The 16,458-nt window shown below is 68.7% G+C and carries 16 protein-coding genes; 10 read left to right on the top strand and 6 right to left on the bottom strand.

From position 1 onward, the window contains the following. Window positions 1-218 precede the first annotated feature (218 nt). Together pstB and phoU are read left to right on the top strand one after the other, a co-directional pair. Window positions 219-1,046: a phosphate ABC transporter ATP-binding protein PstB gene (pstB, locus tag F787_RS0110490; RefSeq protein ID WP_028492133.1), complete on the top strand. Its 828-nt coding sequence runs from the start codon at window positions 219-221 to the stop codon at window positions 1,044-1,046. A 13-nt stretch (window positions 1,047-1,059) separates the two neighbouring features. Beyond that, on the top strand, window positions 1,060-1,782 hold the full coding sequence (phoU, locus tag F787_RS0110485; protein ID WP_028492132.1) for a phosphate signaling complex protein PhoU: 723 nt from the start codon (window positions 1,060-1,062) through the stop codon (window positions 1,780-1,782). Window positions 1,783-1,800: 18 nt separating this feature from the next. On the opposite strand, the gene folE is transcribed toward phoU, so the two are convergent. Together folE and F787_RS0110475 are read right to left on the bottom strand one after the other, a co-directional pair. Continuing rightward, entirely contained in the window at window positions 1,801-2,424 is a 624-nt protein-coding gene (gene folE / locus F787_RS0110480; RefSeq protein WP_018869560.1) for a GTP cyclohydrolase I FolE, read from the bottom strand. 30 nt (window positions 2,425-2,454) lie between these two features. Then, window positions 2,455-3,210: a DUF3429 domain-containing protein gene (locus tag F787_RS0110475; protein WP_028492131.1), complete on the bottom strand. Its 756-nt coding sequence runs from the start codon at window positions 3,208-3,210 to the stop codon at window positions 2,455-2,457. Between the two features lie 85 nt (window positions 3,211-3,295). Between F787_RS0110475 and F787_RS0110470 the strand changes: the two genes are divergently transcribed. The 6 genes from F787_RS0110470 to F787_RS0110445 are packed head-to-tail and all read left to right on the top strand — an operon-like array spanning window position 3,296 to window position 8,487. Then, window positions 3,296-4,648 carry an NAD(P)/FAD-dependent oxidoreductase gene (locus F787_RS0110470; RefSeq protein ID WP_028492130.1) on the top strand — a complete coding sequence of 451 codons (1,353 nt, stop codon included), beginning with the start codon at window positions 3,296-3,298 and terminating at the stop codon, window positions 4,646-4,648. Then, window positions 4,648-5,415 carry a DUF1365 domain-containing protein gene (locus F787_RS0110465; RefSeq protein ID WP_028492129.1) on the top strand — a complete coding sequence of 256 codons (768 nt, stop codon included), beginning with the start codon at window positions 4,648-4,650 and terminating at the stop codon, window positions 5,413-5,415. The genes F787_RS0110470 and F787_RS0110465 overlap by 1 nt, the downstream gene beginning before the upstream one ends. Continuing rightward, a complete protein-coding gene (locus F787_RS0110460) occupies window positions 5,415-6,671 on the top strand; it encodes a cyclopropane-fatty-acyl-phospholipid synthase family protein (RefSeq protein ID WP_042805881.1) in 1,257 nt (418 codons plus the stop codon). Before F787_RS0110465 ends, F787_RS0110460 begins: the two co-directional genes overlap by 1 nt. Window positions 6,672-6,728: 57 nt before the next feature. After that, window positions 6,729-7,181, top strand: coding sequence for a GNAT family N-acetyltransferase (locus tag F787_RS0110455; RefSeq protein WP_018945899.1), 453 nt, complete (start codon window positions 6,729-6,731; stop codon window positions 7,179-7,181). 27 nt (window positions 7,182-7,208) lie between these two features. Beyond that, complete coding sequence (locus F787_RS0110450) at window positions 7,209-7,709, top strand: hypothetical protein (protein WP_028492127.1); 501 nt, start codon at window positions 7,209-7,211, stop codon at window positions 7,707-7,709. Next, window positions 7,696-8,487, top strand: a complete 792-nt coding sequence (locus F787_RS0110445; RefSeq protein ID WP_028492126.1) for a secretin N-terminal domain-containing protein — start codon at window positions 7,696-7,698, stop codon at window positions 8,485-8,487. Before F787_RS0110450 ends, F787_RS0110445 begins: the two co-directional genes overlap by 14 nt. 135 nt (window positions 8,488-8,622) lie before the next feature. On the opposite strand, the gene F787_RS0110440 is transcribed toward F787_RS0110445, so the two are convergent. After that, window positions 8,623-9,138, bottom strand: coding sequence for a cytochrome c (locus tag F787_RS0110440; RefSeq protein ID WP_019022146.1), 516 nt, complete (start codon window positions 9,136-9,138; stop codon window positions 8,623-8,625). A 62-nt stretch (window positions 9,139-9,200) separates the two neighbouring features. Between F787_RS0110440 and F787_RS0110435 the strand changes: the two genes are divergently transcribed. After that, window positions 9,201-9,929 (top strand): HAD family hydrolase, encoded by a 729-nt coding sequence (locus F787_RS0110435; RefSeq protein WP_028492125.1) that lies wholly within the window; start codon window positions 9,201-9,203, stop codon window positions 9,927-9,929. Window positions 9,930-9,951: 22 nt separating this feature from the next. Further along, on the top strand, window positions 9,952-11,226 hold the full coding sequence (locus F787_RS0110430) for an HD-GYP domain-containing protein (protein WP_028492124.1): 1,275 nt from the start codon (window positions 9,952-9,954) through the stop codon (window positions 11,224-11,226). Between the two features lie 25 nt (window positions 11,227-11,251). Here F787_RS0110430 and F787_RS0110425 read toward each other — a convergent pair whose 3' ends face one another. Genes F787_RS0110425 through kdsB form a run of 3 tightly spaced genes read right to left on the bottom strand, consistent with a single transcriptional unit; the run spans window position 11,252 to window position 16,454 of the window. Next, complete coding sequence (locus F787_RS0110425; protein WP_028492123.1) at window positions 11,252-14,356, bottom strand: efflux RND transporter permease subunit; 3,105 nt, start codon at window positions 14,354-14,356, stop codon at window positions 11,252-11,254. Next, window positions 14,353-15,690 carry an efflux RND transporter periplasmic adaptor subunit gene (locus F787_RS0110420; protein ID WP_028492122.1) on the bottom strand — a complete coding sequence of 446 codons (1,338 nt, stop codon included), beginning with the start codon at window positions 15,688-15,690 and terminating at the stop codon, window positions 14,353-14,355. The genes F787_RS0110425 and F787_RS0110420 overlap by 4 nt, the downstream gene beginning before the upstream one ends. After that, window positions 15,687-16,454 (bottom strand): 3-deoxy-manno-octulosonate cytidylyltransferase, encoded by a 768-nt coding sequence (gene kdsB, locus F787_RS0110415; RefSeq protein ID WP_028492121.1) that lies wholly within the window; start codon window positions 16,452-16,454, stop codon window positions 15,687-15,689. The genes F787_RS0110420 and kdsB overlap by 4 nt, the downstream gene beginning before the upstream one ends. Between the last annotated feature and the right edge of the window lie 4 nt (window positions 16,455-16,458).

The raw sequence follows: 16,458 nt of genomic DNA, 5'->3' as shown, positions 1-16,458 counted from the left end.
GATGACGCCTGGCTTTCCCCGTCATTGCGAGGCCCCGCAGGGGCCGCGGCAACCTCGCGACGCAACCCCGACGTTCGCTCCAGTCGCCTGCGGCGGCGTCCGCCCCGGAGATCGCCACGCGCCTGCGGCGCTCGCGATGACGGTGCTTTTCCGGACCGCTGCCGCACGCTTCGCGCCGACGCGATGTGTCGAACCCCATTCCCCATGGAGTACCCGAAATGAGTGACACCCGGACCCACGCCGTCAACCCGACCCAGCAGCAGGCCCCGCGCGGCCTGAACATCGATCGCGAAGACATCTGCCTGACCGCAGAAGACCTGATGCTCTATTACGGCGAGGACCAGGCACTCAAGGGGATCGACATCCGCATCCCCAAGAACCGGATCACCGCCTTCATCGGACCCTCCGGCTGCGGCAAATCCACCTTCCTGCGCTGCTTCAACCGCATGAACGACCTGATCGACGCCGCCCGCATCGAGGGCACCATCCGCCTCGACGGCGAGGACATCTACGGCGCCAACGTGGACGTACCCGAGCTGCGCCGCCGGGTGGGCATGGTGTTCCAGAAGCCCAATCCCTTCCCCAAGTCGATCTACGAGAACGTGGCCTACGGCCTGCGCCTGCAGGGCGTGAAGAACCGGCGCCGCCTCGACGACGTGGTGGAAAAGTCGCTGCGCCGCGCGGCCCTGTGGGACGAGGTCAAGGACCGCCTGCACGAGAACGCCTTCGGCCTGTCAGGCGGCCAGCAGCAGCGCCTGGTGATCGCCCGCGCCATCGCCATCGACCCCGAGGTCCTGTTGCTGGACGAGCCCTGCTCCGCGCTGGACCCGCTGGCCACGCTCAAGATCGAAGAGCTGATGATCGAGCTGAAGAAGGACTACACGCTGGTCATCGTCACCCACAACATGCAGCAGGCCGCCCGCGTCTCCGACTACACCGCCTTCATGTACATGGGCGAACTGATCGAATACGCCGACACCGACACCCTGTTCACCTCGCCCGCGAAAAAGCAGACCGAGGACTACATCACCGGCCGCTTCGGCTGAGGAGCCCCACGCCATGGACAAGAGTTTCTTCAAGCAGCACATCTCCCAGCAGTTCAACGAGGAGCTGGAAGACATCATCAAGCGCGTGATGGAAATGGGCGGACTGGTGGAACAGCAGCTGGCCGATGCCGTGAACGCCATGGTCGAGGGTGACACCGAACAGGCCGAGACCGTGATTACCACCGACTACCGCATCAACGCGATGGAGGTGGAAATCGACGAGCAGTGCACGCACATCCTCGCCCGACGCCAGCCCACTGCCTCCGACCTGCGCCTGGTGATCGCCGTAATCAAGACCATCACCGACCTCGAGCGCATGGGCGACGAGGCCGAGCGCATCGGCCGCATGGGCCTGCATCTGCTCGAAGCCGACCGCCAGACCGCCCCGATGAGCGATCTCGCGGAAATGGGCGAACACGTGCGCCACATGACCCGTGGCGCGCTGGACGCCTTCGCCCGCATGGACACCGAACAGGCCGTGCGCGTTGCCCAGCAGGATATCCAGATCGACAGCCTGTACGAAGCCGTCACCCACAAGCTGATGAAACAGATGACCGCCGCCCCCGACGCGGTCCCCCGCCTGATGGACATCGTCTGGGCCACCCGCTCCCTGGAACGCATCGGCGACCGCGCCCGCAACATCTGCGAATACGTCGTCTACTTCGTCAAGGGCAAGAACGTGCGCCACACCAGCTACGAACAGATGGCGGCCGAGGCCACCGGCGACCGGCGCTGACCGATTCCGGGCCGACGCTCAGTCGCGCCCGCCTCGGCCGATGAGGTTGAGGAATTCGCGCCGGGTGCGCGAGTCCTCGCGGAAGGCGCCGAGCATGACCGAGGTGGCCATGGAGGAGTGCTGCTTCTCCACGCCGCGCATGGTCATGCACATGTGCCGGGCATCCACTACTACGCCCACCCCCTTGGCCTGGGTGACCTGCTGCAGGGCCTCGGCGATCTGACGCGTCAGGTTTTCCTGGATCTGCAGGCGGGCGGCAAACATGTCGACGATGCGTGCGATCTTGGAGAGGCCGATCACCTTGCCGTCCGGCAGGTAGGCCACGTGCACCTTGCCGATGATCGGCAGCACGTGGTGCTCGCACAGCGAATACAGCTCGATGTCGCGCAGCAGGACCATCTCGTCGTTGTCGGAGGTGAACAGTGCCCCGTTCACGATGGTATCCAGGTCCTGCTCGTAGCCGCGGGTCAGGTACTGCATCGCCTTCGCGGCACGCAGCGGGGTGTCCTTCAGGCCCTCGCGTTCCGGGTCCTCGCCGAGCCCGGCCAGGATCTCGCGGTAGTGCCCGGCCAGTTCGCTGGCCGGCGTGCGGTTATCGGGTTCCTCGTCGCTGTGCGAGTCGCTGTGCGAAGCGGCATCCATCATGTTCTCCTTGGATCAGAGCGGATCGGATCAACCGACCGTGACCGCCCCCAGGCCCGCGGCCAGGGAGAGGATCGCGCCGGTGGTCAGCACCATGCGCAGGGTCAGATAGCCCGGCGGCAGTCGCCGGTCACGCAGGCTCAGCCGGTCCACCCACAACACGCCCAGGAACAGGACCGCCAGGGTCATGATCGCCTCGGGCAACGGTTGCAGGACCGCCAGCCAGGCCAGCACGGGCGGGATGACCGCCCAGGCAGGGCCCGAAAGCGGCCCCACGCGATGGGAACGGTCCGCAAGGTGGATGCCCCAGTGAACCGCCCCCAGAAACGCCAGAATGACCGCACCATATAGCGCCAGCGCGTTGAGTGCGAAAGCCTGCCATTCCGGATGGGCGATCCATGCCCCTGCCCCGAAGAACACGAACGGGATCAGTCCGCCGGCGCCCAGCACCGCCAGGACCGGATCTCGCGCGTCGGTCCGTGACCTGTCCGGCGTGGCATCGCCCAGCCAGGCGCGCAGTTCGGGCACCCCGCCCAGGGCGCCTTCCCGCGTGACCACCAGGGGCAGGATGCGCATGCCGGTGGCCTGCTGCAACTGGTGGAACGCCGCGCGGTTCCCGGCCGACCCCATGCCCCATTCCAGGCGGGTCCACTCGCCGGGCCGCTGCTGGTCCAGCAGGGCCTCCGCTTCGCGGGTGTCGCTGAGACCGGAGGTCACCAGTACGATCGGGTATTCGTCGAGTGCGCGGCGCACCGGTTCGGGCCAGTCGGGGTTGGTCTCCGCCATGCTCGTCTCCTTCGGCGTCATTTACAGCCATTGTACAGGTATTGTATAAGATAGATATCGACCCCGGCCGCTGGAGAGCCCGGACATGCAAAGACAGCGCATCGCCGTCATCGGCGGCGGTATTGCCGGACTCGCCTCGGCCTGGATCCTGCAGCAGCGCCACGATGTTCGGCTGTTCGAACAGGCGCCACAGCTCGGGGGCCATGCGCATACCGTGGATGTGGCCGACCCCGAGGGGCCGACCGCCATCGACACCGGGTTCGTGGTCTATAACCAACGCAACTATCCCCTGCTCACGCGCCTGTTCGCGGAGCTGGCCGTCGAGACCCGTCCCACGGACATGAGCTTTGCCTGTTCGCAACAACCCGCCGGGCTGGAATATGCCGGCAACGACCTGAACACGCTGTTCGCCCAGCGCACCAATCTGTTGCGTCCGCGGTTCCTGCGCATGGTCGCCGATATCCTGCGCTTCAACCGCCTGGGCCACGAACTCAATGCGCGGCAGGAGATGCCGGAGGGCACGCTGGGCGAGTTCCTGGCCCGTCATCGCCTGGGGCGCGGCTTCACCGAAGACTATCTGCTGCCGATGGGCGCGGCCATCTGGTCGTGTCCGCCGGCGCGCATCCGCGAATTCCCGGCAGCCAGCTTCCTGCGCTTCTTCCTCAATCATGGTCTGCTGGATCTGCGCGACCGCCCGCAGTGGCGCACGGTGGTCGGCGGTTCGCGCAGCTACGTCCGGAGTCTGGCGCAGCGTCTGGCCCCCGGCTCGGTGGCGCACGGCGCGGTATCCGCCGTGGAGGCCCGCGCCTCGCAGTGGCGGGTGCACGGATCCGGCGACCCCGAGGAGTTCGACCGCGTGGTGTTCGCCTGCCACGCGGGCGATGCCCGCCGGCTGCTGGACGGCGGCCCCGCGGCCACCCGCGCCCGCCTGGCCGCCTGCCAGTTTCAGGAAAACCGCGCCCTGCTGCATACCGACGTCCGGTTGATGCCGCGCTCCCGGCGGGTCTGGTCTTCGTGGAACTACCTCTCTCGCGCACGCACAACCGGCGAACGCGGTGTCTCGGTATCCTACTGGATGAACGCCCTGCACCGGCTGCAGCGTCGCGAGAACTACATCGTCAGCCTCAATCCCCTGCACGACCCGCATCCGTCGCTGACCCTGGGCGAGTTCCTGTGGGAACACCCGGTAATGGACGCACCGGCCGAACGGGCGCGTGCCGCACTGGCCGAACACCAGGGCGAGGACGGCCTGTATTTCGCCGGGGCGTGGATGGGCGACGGCTTTCACGAGGACGGCCTGCGTTCGGCACAGAGCGTGGGGCGCGCACTGGGAGTGGAAATGCCCTGGACGGCGGGTTCCGAGCGCCAGACTGCTCCCCGGGCGGACACCGGGCAGCCTGCGGGAACCTGCGTCCCCGCCGTGACGGGGCAAACCTGATGGATGCCGCCCTGCTTCCCGGCCATGTCATGCACCGTCGCCTGCACGGGCCGGACTACCGTTTTCGCTACCGGGTGGTGAGCGCGCTGTTCGACATCGACCGCGTCGAGGATCTGGCGCGCAACCGCCGCTGGTTCTCGCTGGATCGCTTCAATCTGTTCAGCCTGCATACCCGTGACCACGGTCGCCGCGATGGGACGCCCTGGCGGCCGTGGGTCGAGGCCCGGCTGCGCGAGGGCGGACTGGAACCCGATGGCGGCGCGATCCTCCTGCAGGCCACGCCCCGGGTCCTCGGCCATGCCTTCAACCCCCTGAGCATCTGGTACTGCCATCACATGGACGGGCATCTGCAGGCCGTTCTGCTGGAAGTCCGCAACACCTTCGGCCAGCATCACCATTATCTGCTGCCGGCCGGAGACAGCGCGGGGGGCATGCTGCGCGGGGAGAAGGACAAGGAGTTCCACGTCTCGCCGTTCATCGATATGGACGCACGCTACGCGTTCGCCGTGACCGTGCCCGAACTGCACGAAGGCAGCTCGATGCGCGTGGCGATCCGCGAATACCAGGACGACCGGCTGCTGCTGGTCGCCACCCAGCACGGGCATGTCCGTCCGATGACCGACGCCGCCCTGCTGCGCCAGTGGGCCCGCATGCCCTGGATGACCCTCCAGGTCCTGTTCCTGATCCACTGGCAGGCCCTGAAGATCTGGTGGCGCGGCGGGCGCTATCACCCGCGCCCCGACCCGCCCGAAAAGGAGATGAGCTGATGGAACTGCAACGCAGCGAACGGCTTCCGGCCATGTCCCGGTCCGCGGCGAGCCGGGCCCTGGATCTGCTGGCGCGGCGTATCCATGGACTGGACCACGGTCACCTGACCCTGATCGGTCCGCATGGCGAACGCCGCGAGATCGCCGGGCAGGGCCCGGGCAGCGAGGCGGTCTGGCACCTGCGGCGGCCGTGGGCCACGCTTGTGCGACTGGCCCGCCACGGCGACATCGGCTTCGCCGAGGGGTTCATCAACGGCGAATGGACCACGCCCGATCTGCATGCCCTGCTGCGTCTGGCGATGGAGAACGAGCACCGGCTCGGCCGCGTCTACCAGCGCCCCGCCTGGCAACGCGGAGTGGATGCCCTGCGCCACTGGCTGCGGCGCAACTCGCGCCGGGGCAGCCGCGCCAATATCCGCTTTCATTACGATCTCGGCAACGACTTCTACCGCCTGTGGCTGGATCGCGGCATGGGCTACTCCGCCGCGCTGTTCTGTCGCGGCGACGAATCCCTGGAGCGCGCCCAGGAGCAGAAATACGAACGCCTGCTGACGCGCCTGGCTCCGGAACCCGGCGCCCGCATCCTCGAGATCGGCTGTGGCTGGGGCGGCTTTGCGGAGTTCGCTGCCCGGCGCGGCTACCGGGTGACCGGCGTCACCCTGTCCGACGAGCAGCTGGAATACGCCCGCGAGCGGATCCGGCAGGCGGGACTGGCGGACCGGGTCGACCTGCGTCTGCAGGACTACCGCGAACTGAACGAGACCTTCGACCACGTCGTGTCCATCGAGATGTTCGAGGCCGTCGGCGAACGCTGGTGGTCCACCTGGTTCGAGCAGGTGCACCGCTGCCTGCGGCCCGGCGGGCGAGCCGCGGTTCAGGTCATTACCATCGAGGAAGCCGCGTTCGACTATTACCGCCACAACGCGGACTTCATCCAGCTGTACGTATTTCCCGGCGGCATGCTCCCGACCCCGGCACGCTTCGGCGACGCGGCGGCCGCGGCCGGCCTGCAGGTCACCGAGCGCGCGTTCTTCGGTGCCGACTACGCCCGCACCCTGATGCACTGGTACCGCGAGGTCATGCGCACTCGGGGAGCCATCGAGGCGCTCAGTTATTCACCGGCGTTTCTGCGCATGTGGCGTTACTACCTGGCGTACTGCGAAATCGGTTTCAGTTCCGCTCGGGTCGACCTGATGCAGACCGTCATGGAACGCCCGGAACGCGGACTGCCTCACGGGCAGGAACCCCGAGGCTGAACTAGACTCTTCTGTCCGGCGTGGCCTTGGGTAACCGGCCACGAGGAGGAGGTGGTTATGTCCCAGCGCATCAACTTTCGGGAGGCCAGCTGGCCTGCCGACCGGAAGGCACTGTCCCTGATTCGCCGCGAAGTCTTCGTGGAGGAACAGCAGGTGCCCGAAGACCTTGAATTCGACGGCCTCGACGCCGGGGCCCTGCACTGGCTGGCGGAGGAGCCGGGAGGCGAACCCATCGGCACCCTGCGCCTGCTGCCGAGCGGCCAGATCGGACGCATGGCCGTGCGCCAGCCCTGGCGCGGTCACGGCATCGGATCGCATCTGCTCGAGTGCGCCCTGAGTGCAGCGATCCGCCACGGCTGGCGGGAGGTCTGGCTGAACGCCCAGGCGACTCGCCTGGGATTCTATGCCCGTCACGATTTCTTTATCATCAGTGACACGTTCGAGGATGCGGGCATCCCCCACCGGCGCATGCTGCGGCGCATCCGGAATTCCATGGCCCGCGCCGGATGAGACGGGCCGGATGACAAAGGAGAAGGCATGAACACGGAAGGCGGCGAAGTCGAGGAAACCACGGAAGACCCGCGCGAGCAGGCCCGCGAAATGCTGCGGGAGATGAGCGAAAACGCCGGGCGGATCCTGTGGATCCATGCTCCGGTATCGCTGCTGGAAGAAGTCGCGGACGACGATCTCCCCGGCACCCTCGCGCGCATGGCCCAGCGCCACCGCTCCACCGACATTCGCCTGCTGGTGGACGACGACCTGGCACTCAAGGACCGTCTGCCCGAACTGGTCGGCACGCTCAAGCGCCTGACCACCGCGGTCTCCGTGCGGGTGCTGGAACCCGACGAAAACGCACCGCTGGTGATGACGGTCATCGCCGATCAGTCCGGCTGGATGCAGTTCACGCGTTCGGGCAGCCAGCGCATCCTGCGGGGTGAAACCGATCATCGAGGCCGGACCCGGCGCCGCGCCGAGGAATTCGAAGCGAGCTGGGAAGCCGGCCGGGATTCGGACGAACTGCGACGTGTCCATCTCTGATCGACGCCGACGGCTCCTGCGGGCGAGCGCGGCCGCCTGCCTCCTCGCCCTGCCTCTCGGTTCCACGGCTCGCGACGCGGCCGACCGTGTCACGGTCATCGACTTGCAGAATCGCCGGGCCGAAGCCGTGGTGCACGACCTGCGCGAACTGTTCCCCGGCGCTACCCTGCAGCCGGATGGCTTCCGCCTTCTGGTGCGCGCGCCGGCGCACGAGATCGAGGAGATCCGCCAGATGGTGGCGGAGCTCGACCGGGCGTCCCCCGATCTGATCCTGCGCGTACGCCGCCGCGGCGACCACGACGACGAAACCGCCGGCCGTATCCGGCGCTTTACCACCCGGCGAGACGAGGACCGCGAGCAGTTCCTGCGGCTGCGCGACGGAGGGCGCGCCGTTCTGATGGTCGGGGAGACGCTGCCCGCCGGTTACCGCCTGTTTGCCGGCCGTGCCGGCGTGGCCATCGAACCCATCTATCGCGACACGGCGCGCGGCTTCGCCGTGGAACCCCGCATGCAACCCGATGGCCGCGTGCGCGTGGCGATCACCCATCTCCATCAGACGCCCCTGCAGCGCGGCGCCGAGCACGAACGGGTCGCAACGGAGATCACCCTGGAGCCCGGGAGCTGGCACGATTTTGCCGGCATCCGTTCGCGGCTGGAAAGCGACGCCCGCGACGTTCATCCGCCCGTTCGCCGCCGCACCACCCGCGCCCGGGATGACGTATCGCTGGAGATCCGGGTGGACCCGACGGAGGACGCCACGGCCCCCGGGTTACGCTGAAGTCGTGCCCGGCCCGGACACGGTGCGCGGCCCGCAACCAGAAAGGCCCGCCGCTGCAGCGACGGGCCCCGGTATGTCTCCGTTCGGCACGGGCCGACCCGGCGGCGTATACCGCCGGGTGGCCCCGCCTGCCGATCAGTCAGCGCGGAAGCTGTCGTGGCAGGCCTTGCAGGACTGGCCGATCTCGCCGGCCTGACGGCGCAGCTGCATTTCATCGGCCCCTTCATCGATCAGGGCCGTCATGCGCGAAACCTCTTCTTCGAAGTCCGCAATCTTCTGTTCCCAGGTCTCCTGATCTTCCCAGACCTCCATCATGGCATCGGTTTCACCGAGATCGGAGCCCTCGGTAAAGCCCTGCCACGGCATGTCGGCCAGGCGCGCCAGCTGATCGGCACGCTCCAGGAACATCTCCTCGTTGAACGGAATCTCGCCCTGGGCCATGCCCGCCATCGGGCCGAAATTCCAGCTGAAGGCCTTGAACACGCCCTGGCGATACTCGATCGCGTCCTCGGGATCGACGGCCTGAGCGGTACCGGTCATCATCATCGCACCCAGCAGGGCCACGGGAAGACTGCGCAGAAAGAGCTTCTTCATGTTGTGATTCTCCTTTTCGGGCAGAATGAAAGCTGCACGATTGAAATTCCCCTTCATTCTACACCTGCTTGAGGTTCGGAAAAGCGACGCTCGACGCAAAACTCCGACAATAACGTTCGATGAATTCGAAAGCTCGACCCGCCTCCGTACCCGATCATTCGATCGAATGCATCACGTTCGATCTGGACGACACCCTCTGGCCGGTGATGCCGGTCATCCGTCATGCCGAAGACCGTTTCTACGCCTGGCTGCGCGAACGCGCGCCCGCAGTCTGCGCCCGCTTCGAGCCCGAAGAGCTGGTGGCCGACCGCGCGGGCTTCATGCGTGCCGCACCCGAGGAAGAGCGCCACGACCTTACCCGCCTGCGCAAACGATGGCTGCGCGGTCTTGCACAACGCTGCCAGGTCTGTCCGGACACCCTCGAGGAGGAAGGCTTCGCGGTCTTCTGGCATGCCCGCAACGAGGTGACCCCGTTCCCGGAGGCCGACGCCGTGCTCGCCCGCCTGCATGGCCGATTCACCCTCGGCGCCATCAGCAACGGCAACGCCGACGTGTTCCGCACGCCCCTGGGCCATTATTTCGATTTCGCCGTTCCCGCGGCCGAAGCGGGCGTGGCCAAACCCCATCCGCGAATCTTCGAACAGGCGCGACGGCGTGCCGGCGTACCGGCACCGGCCATCCTCCATGTTGGCGACGACCCCGTGGCGGACATCCTCGGGGCGCTGGATGCGGGGCTCAACGCCGCCTGGTACAACCCCGACGCGCTGCCCTGGGAACACCCGGTTCCCGCGCCGCCGCGTCTGGGCCGTCTCGGGCAGCTCCCGCGCATACTCGGCTTGCACGACTGACTTGTTGTTAGAATCGGCCCCCATGCCACAGCGCCCCGAACATGCCGGCACGGAGGAACACGGCGGCCCGCCCGACACCGCCCATTTCGTCACCCACGTGACCGAAGCCGGCGAAGTGCGCGACATGCGTACCAGCGAGGCCATCTACAACGCTCACGGCCAGAAGCTCATCGAGGCCGGCCAGCCTCTGGACCGGCGGCTGTTCGAGCGCCTCACCACACACAAACTGCTGCGCCCGCTGGACGCCAGCATCGACGTCGCCGAACCGGTGGACCGGGCGGCCCTGCGCGCCACCTCCGAACGTGTCGCGGAAGAAGACCCGCTGACCCGCGCCCTGATGGCCGTGGCCTCGCGGCCCCGCGAAGCCGTCGCGGTGCCCTCCTCCCTGACCCTGGACCCGGCGCTGGCAGGCAAACTGTCCATTCTGCAGGAACGCATGCCGGAGGCGTTCGAACACGCCATCCAGGTGTCGCTGGGCGCCACGCTTCTGGGAATGGAGCTGCGCCCGCCGGACACCGCCTTCGCCCGCGATCTGGCCACGGCCGGGCTGTTCCATGACATCGGCTATCTGCATATCGACCCGGCGATCTTCGAATCCCGCGCCCCGTTGACGCCCGAACAGGAACGCCAGCTGCGCAGCCATCCGGTGATCGCCTGGCTCACGCTCAAGCGTTTTCCCGCGTGCCACCCCGGGGCCAGCCATGCGGTCCTGCAGCACCACGAGCGCCTCGATGGCAGCGGCTACCCACGCGGTCACACAGGCGAAACGCTGGAGCCGGCGGGTCGCTGCCTGGCAGTGATGGAGCTTGCCTCCGCCCTGTGCGGCCGACAGGATCCCGCGGCCCTGTCGGCGATCCTCAAGGGCCACGCCGGCCAGCTCGATGGCGACGCCCTCCGTGTCCTGCTGCAGGCCATGGACCACTGCCCCGTCGCGGAATCGGTCCCGCAGGCGACCGGCTTTCCGGTCGACTGGGAAGCCCTGCGTGCCGGGATCGAATGCGTGGAACAGGGCCTCGAGCGCATGGAACAGCTCGATCCGGCGTCGCAGGCCATCCTCCGGCGCCACCTGGAGCCGCTGACCCGCCTGCTGGACCGGGCCGGGCTGCGCGGCCTGCCCCTCGACCTGATCCGCGAGAGCATCGCCGAGGATGCATCCCTGCGTGTGGAAACCGCCGCGCTGCAGAACGACGTGCGCTATCGCCTGCGGCTGCTGGCACGGGAACTGCCCGATACCGACGAAGAACTGCCGGAGGCCCTGCGCGACTGGAGCCGACGACTGCGAGAGGCCACCGGTTAAGTCGACCGGGCCCGCTCGGGCCGTTTCAGGCCGGACGCGGGAGCCGGTGCAGCGTCGCATAGAGCACCGGCACCACGCCGAGGATCAGCACCGTACCGGCAGCAAGGCCGCTCATCACGGCGATGGCCAGGGGCGCCCAGAACGGTCCGGACAGCGCCAGCGGGATCATGCCGAGGATGGTGGTCAGGGCGGTCAGGAGCACCGGGCGGAAACGATTGACCGCGGCCTCGATCAGGGCCTCCAGGGGTTCCAGTCCACGGCGGCGTTCCAGTTCGGCCTGCTCCACCAGCACAATCGCATTGCGCAGCAGGATTCCGCCCAGGCTCATCGCCCCCAGCAGGGCGATGAAACCGAACGGCTGCCGGAACAGCAGCAGACCCGCGACCACGCCCACCACCGCCAGCGGGACGCTGAGCGCCACCACGAGGGTGTTGCGGAAGCTGTTGAACTGCCAGAGCAGTAACACCACCATCAGTCCCAGGACAATGGGCACCGGCGCCAGCACACTGGCCTGCGCATCAGCGGCCGCCTCGAACTCGCCGCCCCATGCGCGCTCCACTTGCCCCGCATTCCCGGTGCCCTGCAGCAAGGTGTCGATCACCGGGTCGGCCTCGCGCACGAAACCGCTGGCGGTGGCACCGGGGGCAAGGTCCGCCTGCAGGGTCACGGTGGGGCGCCGGTCATGGCGCCAGATCACCGCCTCGTCGAACACGGGTTCCACCTCGGCTACCTGGCCCAGTGGTACCGCGGCACCGCCGTCGCGCGGCCAGATCTCCAGGGTGTGCAGCTGTGCCAGATCCCGGCGTTCGTCCTCCGGGAAGCGCCACAGCACCGGCAGGGCCTGATCGCCATCGCGAAAGACCCCGATCGGCATGCCGCTGACCCCGGCCTCCAGCGTCTCGGCCACCTCGGCGCTGGACAGCCCGGCCGCTCGTACCCGGTCCTGATCCACCTGTACGTCCAGCGTCAGTGTGCGTTCGCGCCAGTCATGCCGGGGCCGTTCCAGGTCGGGGTGACCTTCCATCCATTCCAGCACGCGGTCGGCGGTGGCGCGCAGTTCGGCCCGGTCCTGCGGCCCGGACAGCCGCAGCTCCACCGGATAGCGCACGGGCTCCCCCAGCTGCATCGGCCGCACCCGAGGTTCCGCCCCGGGGAAGCGACCGTCCATCCATTCGCGGGTCTCCGCGATGATGTCATGCAGTCGATCCACGTCTTCGACCTGCACCAGGATCTGGGCCAGCGCCGGATTGGGAAGTGCGGGCATCATCGGCAGATAGAACCGCGGCGACCCCTCGCCGATGAAGGCCGTGTAGCTTTCCACCTCGGGGTGCTGCGACAGCCAGGATTCCAGACGCGCCACATCGGCTGCGGTGGACTCGATGCGCGTCCCTTCTCCCCGCCAGTGATCGATCATGAACTGCGCCCGGTCGGCCGGCGGGAAGAAGATCTGCGGTACCAGCGCAAAGGACGCGACCGCGACCAGCATCAGGCCGACCACCGACGCCAGGGTCCGGCGGCGATGGCGCAGCATGGCCGTGAGCGCCCGGCGATAGAGCGCGAGCAGCTGCGTGCCGATTCCGGGCGTCTCCGTGCCGGTCGGATCGCCATTCGCCGGAGCCGGCAACCAGCGCCATGCCAGCAGGGCCGTCAGGGTCACCGCCAGCAGCCACGACAGACCCAGCGCGATCGCCACCACCCAGAACAGCGAGCGGGTGAACTCGCCCACCAGGGTCGGCGTCATGCTGATCGGCGAGAATGCCAGCGCTGCGATCAGGGTCCCGATCAGCAGCGGCCCGCCGGTCTCGCTGACCGCCTCGCGCGCCGCCTGCAGCCGCTCGGTGCCGCGCTGGATGCGGGTCATCATCAGTTCGGCAACGACGATCGCGTTGTCCACCAGCATCCCCAGGACCACGATCAGGGCCCCCAGCGAGACCCGGTGCAGTTCGATGCCGGCCACCCACATCACGAAAAAGGTCGCCAGGATGGTGAGCGGGACGCCCATGCCGACGATCAGGCCGGTGCGCCAGCCCAGCGCCACCAGCAGCACCCCCAGCACGATGACCACGGCCGTGGCCAGGTTGCCGCCGAAATCCAGGATCGCCGCGCGCACGGTCTCCGGCTGGAAGTTGACCGTGTCGATGTCGATTCCCACCGGGCGATCCCCGCGCAACGCCTCGATGCGCTCCAGGACGTCGTCACCCAGGGCGACCACGTTGGTCCCTTCGGTCGGGCTCACCCCCAGCGCGACCGCCGGCTGGCCATTGTAGCGCAGCATGCGTTCCGGCGGCTCGGCGTCACCGCGGTGCACTTCGGCCACATCGCGCAGCTGGAAACGCTCGCCGGTCTCGGGGTTGTGGATGGCCAGGTTGCGAACGTCGTCCACCGATTCGAACACCCCGGAGACGAACAGCCGTACGCGGTCCTCCTCCAGTTCGATCGCCCCGCCGGGCGCCACCACGTTCTGGCGCTCCAGAGCCTGGATGATCACCCCCGGATGCAGATCCAGTGCGGCCAGACGCGAACGCCGGGTCTCGACGAAAATCCGCTCGCCGCGATCGCCGAACAGCTCGGCTCGTGCCACCCCGGGCAGGCGCAACAGTTCACGGCGCAGTTCATCAGCGTAGTCGTGCAGCTCGCGGTGGCTGTAGCCCTCGCCGTGGATCGCCAGCAGGGTGCCGAAGACATCCCCGTAGTCGTCGTCCACCAGCGGACCGCGAATCCCCTCCGGAAGATCCGGCACCGCCGCGCGCACGGTGCGTTCCAGCTCGTCCCATACCTGGCGCTGGGCCTGATCCCCCAGAGCCTCGTCGACGTGGACGAAGATCACCGACTCGCCATGGCGGCTCACCGACTCCAGTTCGTCCAGCTCGTCGAGCTGCTGGATATGGCGCTCCAGGACCTCGGTGACCTCCTCCTCCACCCGCGTGGCTCGAGCACCGGGATACCCGGTCTGCACCAGCGCGGTCGGCACGGTGAACTCGGGATCCTCGAGCTTGCCCATGTCGATGAAGGCCCAGGTCCCGCCGAGGACCAGCAGGGCCGTCAGGAACACTACCAGCCGGGCCCGCTGGATGGCCCAGGTCGCGGCGTTGAACCCGGACCCGGCGTTGTCGCCGCCGGGCGGGTTCACGGCCGGTTGCCCCCGGCCCCGGTGTCGCGTCCCGAAGCCGGGGCCTCGTCATTGAACCGACGGGTACGCTGGCCCTCGCGCAGCCGTCCGGCGCCCGCGGAGACCACCTCGTCACCCGGCTCCAGATCGCCCTGCACGCGCACCCCGTGGCCGTCCGCGCCGAGCACTTCCACCTGGCGCGGGGCGACGCGGCCGTCCTCGGGGTCCCGCACCCACACCGCGTAGCCCTCCGCGTGTTCCACCAGAGCGGACGGCGGAAGCACTACGCCGACACCGGGTTCGGGGCGCGCCCGGAAGGCGACCTCGGCGGTCATCCCCGGCAGGACCCGGTCGGGGTCAAGCGCCGTCGCGGGCAGGGTCAGCGGGTCGGGGGTCTCCAGCCGCACCTTGACCGGATAGGTCTGCCGTCCCGGCAGCACGTCCACCCCGACCGACCGGATGCTGGCGGAGAAACGCGCGTCGTCCAGCGCCGGAATGCGTACCTCCACCGCCTCCAGCCGGTCCCGCCAGGCCAGCAGCCCCTCGGGGATGCCGACCTCGATCTCGATGGATTCCAGATCCTCGAACAGGACCACCGGGTGATGCGCCTGCACCGGTTCATGCGGTTCCAGATCGCGTTCGGCGACGTAACCGGTGAACGGGGCCCTGAGTTCGCTGTCTTCCAGTGCGTCGCGCGCCTGCTCCAGCTGCGCCTCGATGCGCCGGATCCGGCCCCGGGCGGCCTCGCGCTCCTCCTCACGGCCGCCGGCCCGCGCGATGGTCAGCGCCTCCTGCGCCGAACGCCGGTCCGCCGCGGCCTCGCGCAGGGTCCGGCGGGCGCGGTCATATTCCGACTGACTCACATGACCGTCGTCGCGCATGCGCGCCACCCGGCGGTATTCGGACTCGGCCTGTTCCTCGCGGGCCCCGGCCGCCTCCAGCCGCGCCTCCAGCTGGCGCCGTTCTTCCTCGCGTGCGCCGCGCTCCAGCATCAGCTGCTCCGCGCGGGCCTCCACCAGACCGCCCTCCAGTTCACGCACCCGGCGCTGGAAGTCGCGCGGGTCCAGACGCGCCAGGAGGTCGCCCTCGTCCACGCGTTCGCCGCGCTCCACCGCAACCGACTCGACCACCCCTCCGACGCGAAACGCCAGCCAGGCACGTTCCGCCGCCTGGGTACGCCCGGAGAAGCGGCGCTCGATGAGAGTGTCCCGCTCGCTCACGGTGACCAGCTTGACGGGCCGTTCGGGTGCGGGCGCCTCCGACGGCCCCTCGCCACATCCGGTCAACACCAGCGCCAGTATCAGGACACCCGCGGCGTAACCCGCCGTCCGGCGACGCGGCCACCCGCCCGTCATGAACCTCCCGCCTGCCCCAGCACGGCTTCCACGCGTTCTACATCGCTCGGGGTGTCGACACCGGGCGGATGCGCCTCCGCGCGCAGCCCCACCCGTATATGCGCGCCCATCGCCAGGGCTCGCAGCTGCTCCAGCTGCTCGAGGCGTTCGAGGCGCGCAGGCGGGGTCGCACTCATGCGCCGCAGGAACCCGGCGCGATACGCGTACAGTCCGAGGTGACGCACGGCCGCCGACGTGTCGGGGTCGCGGCCGTCGCGCGCGGCCTCACGGTCGAAGGGAATGGGCGCGCGGGAAAAGTACAGCGCCCGCCCGTGATCATCGGTCACCAGCTTGACCTGGTTCGGATCGTGCAGATCGGCCGCACTGCCCAGCGGCACCCCGAAGGTCGCCATCCCGGCCTCCGGCGATTCCGCCAGCAGGGCCGCCAGCTCGTCGAGGAGCCCGCCGGGCGTCAGGGGCTCGTCCCCCTGCAGGTTCACCACCAGGGATTCGTCACCCCAGCCCTCCGTCGCTGCCACGGCGGCGATGCGGTCGGTGCCCGACGGGAGGTCCGCGGCGGTCAACACCGCCTCAGCGCCCGCCGCGCGGGCTGCGGCCACCACCCGTTCATCGTCGGCCGCCACGATGACGCGGGAGGCACGACTCTCCCGCGCACGCGCGACGACATGCGCGATCAGCGGACGACCCGCGACCGGCACCAGCGGCTTCTCCGGCAGACGGCTGGAGGCCAGCCGCGCCGGGATGACGACAACGAAGGGTTCCACGGCG

This window comes from Thioalkalivibrio sp. ALE19 (assembly GCF_000428605.1).
Classification (GTDB): Bacteria; Pseudomonadota; Gammaproteobacteria; order Ectothiorhodospirales; family Ectothiorhodospiraceae; genus Thioalkalivibrio.
This window is presented reverse-complemented; position numbering and strand designations above follow the sequence as displayed.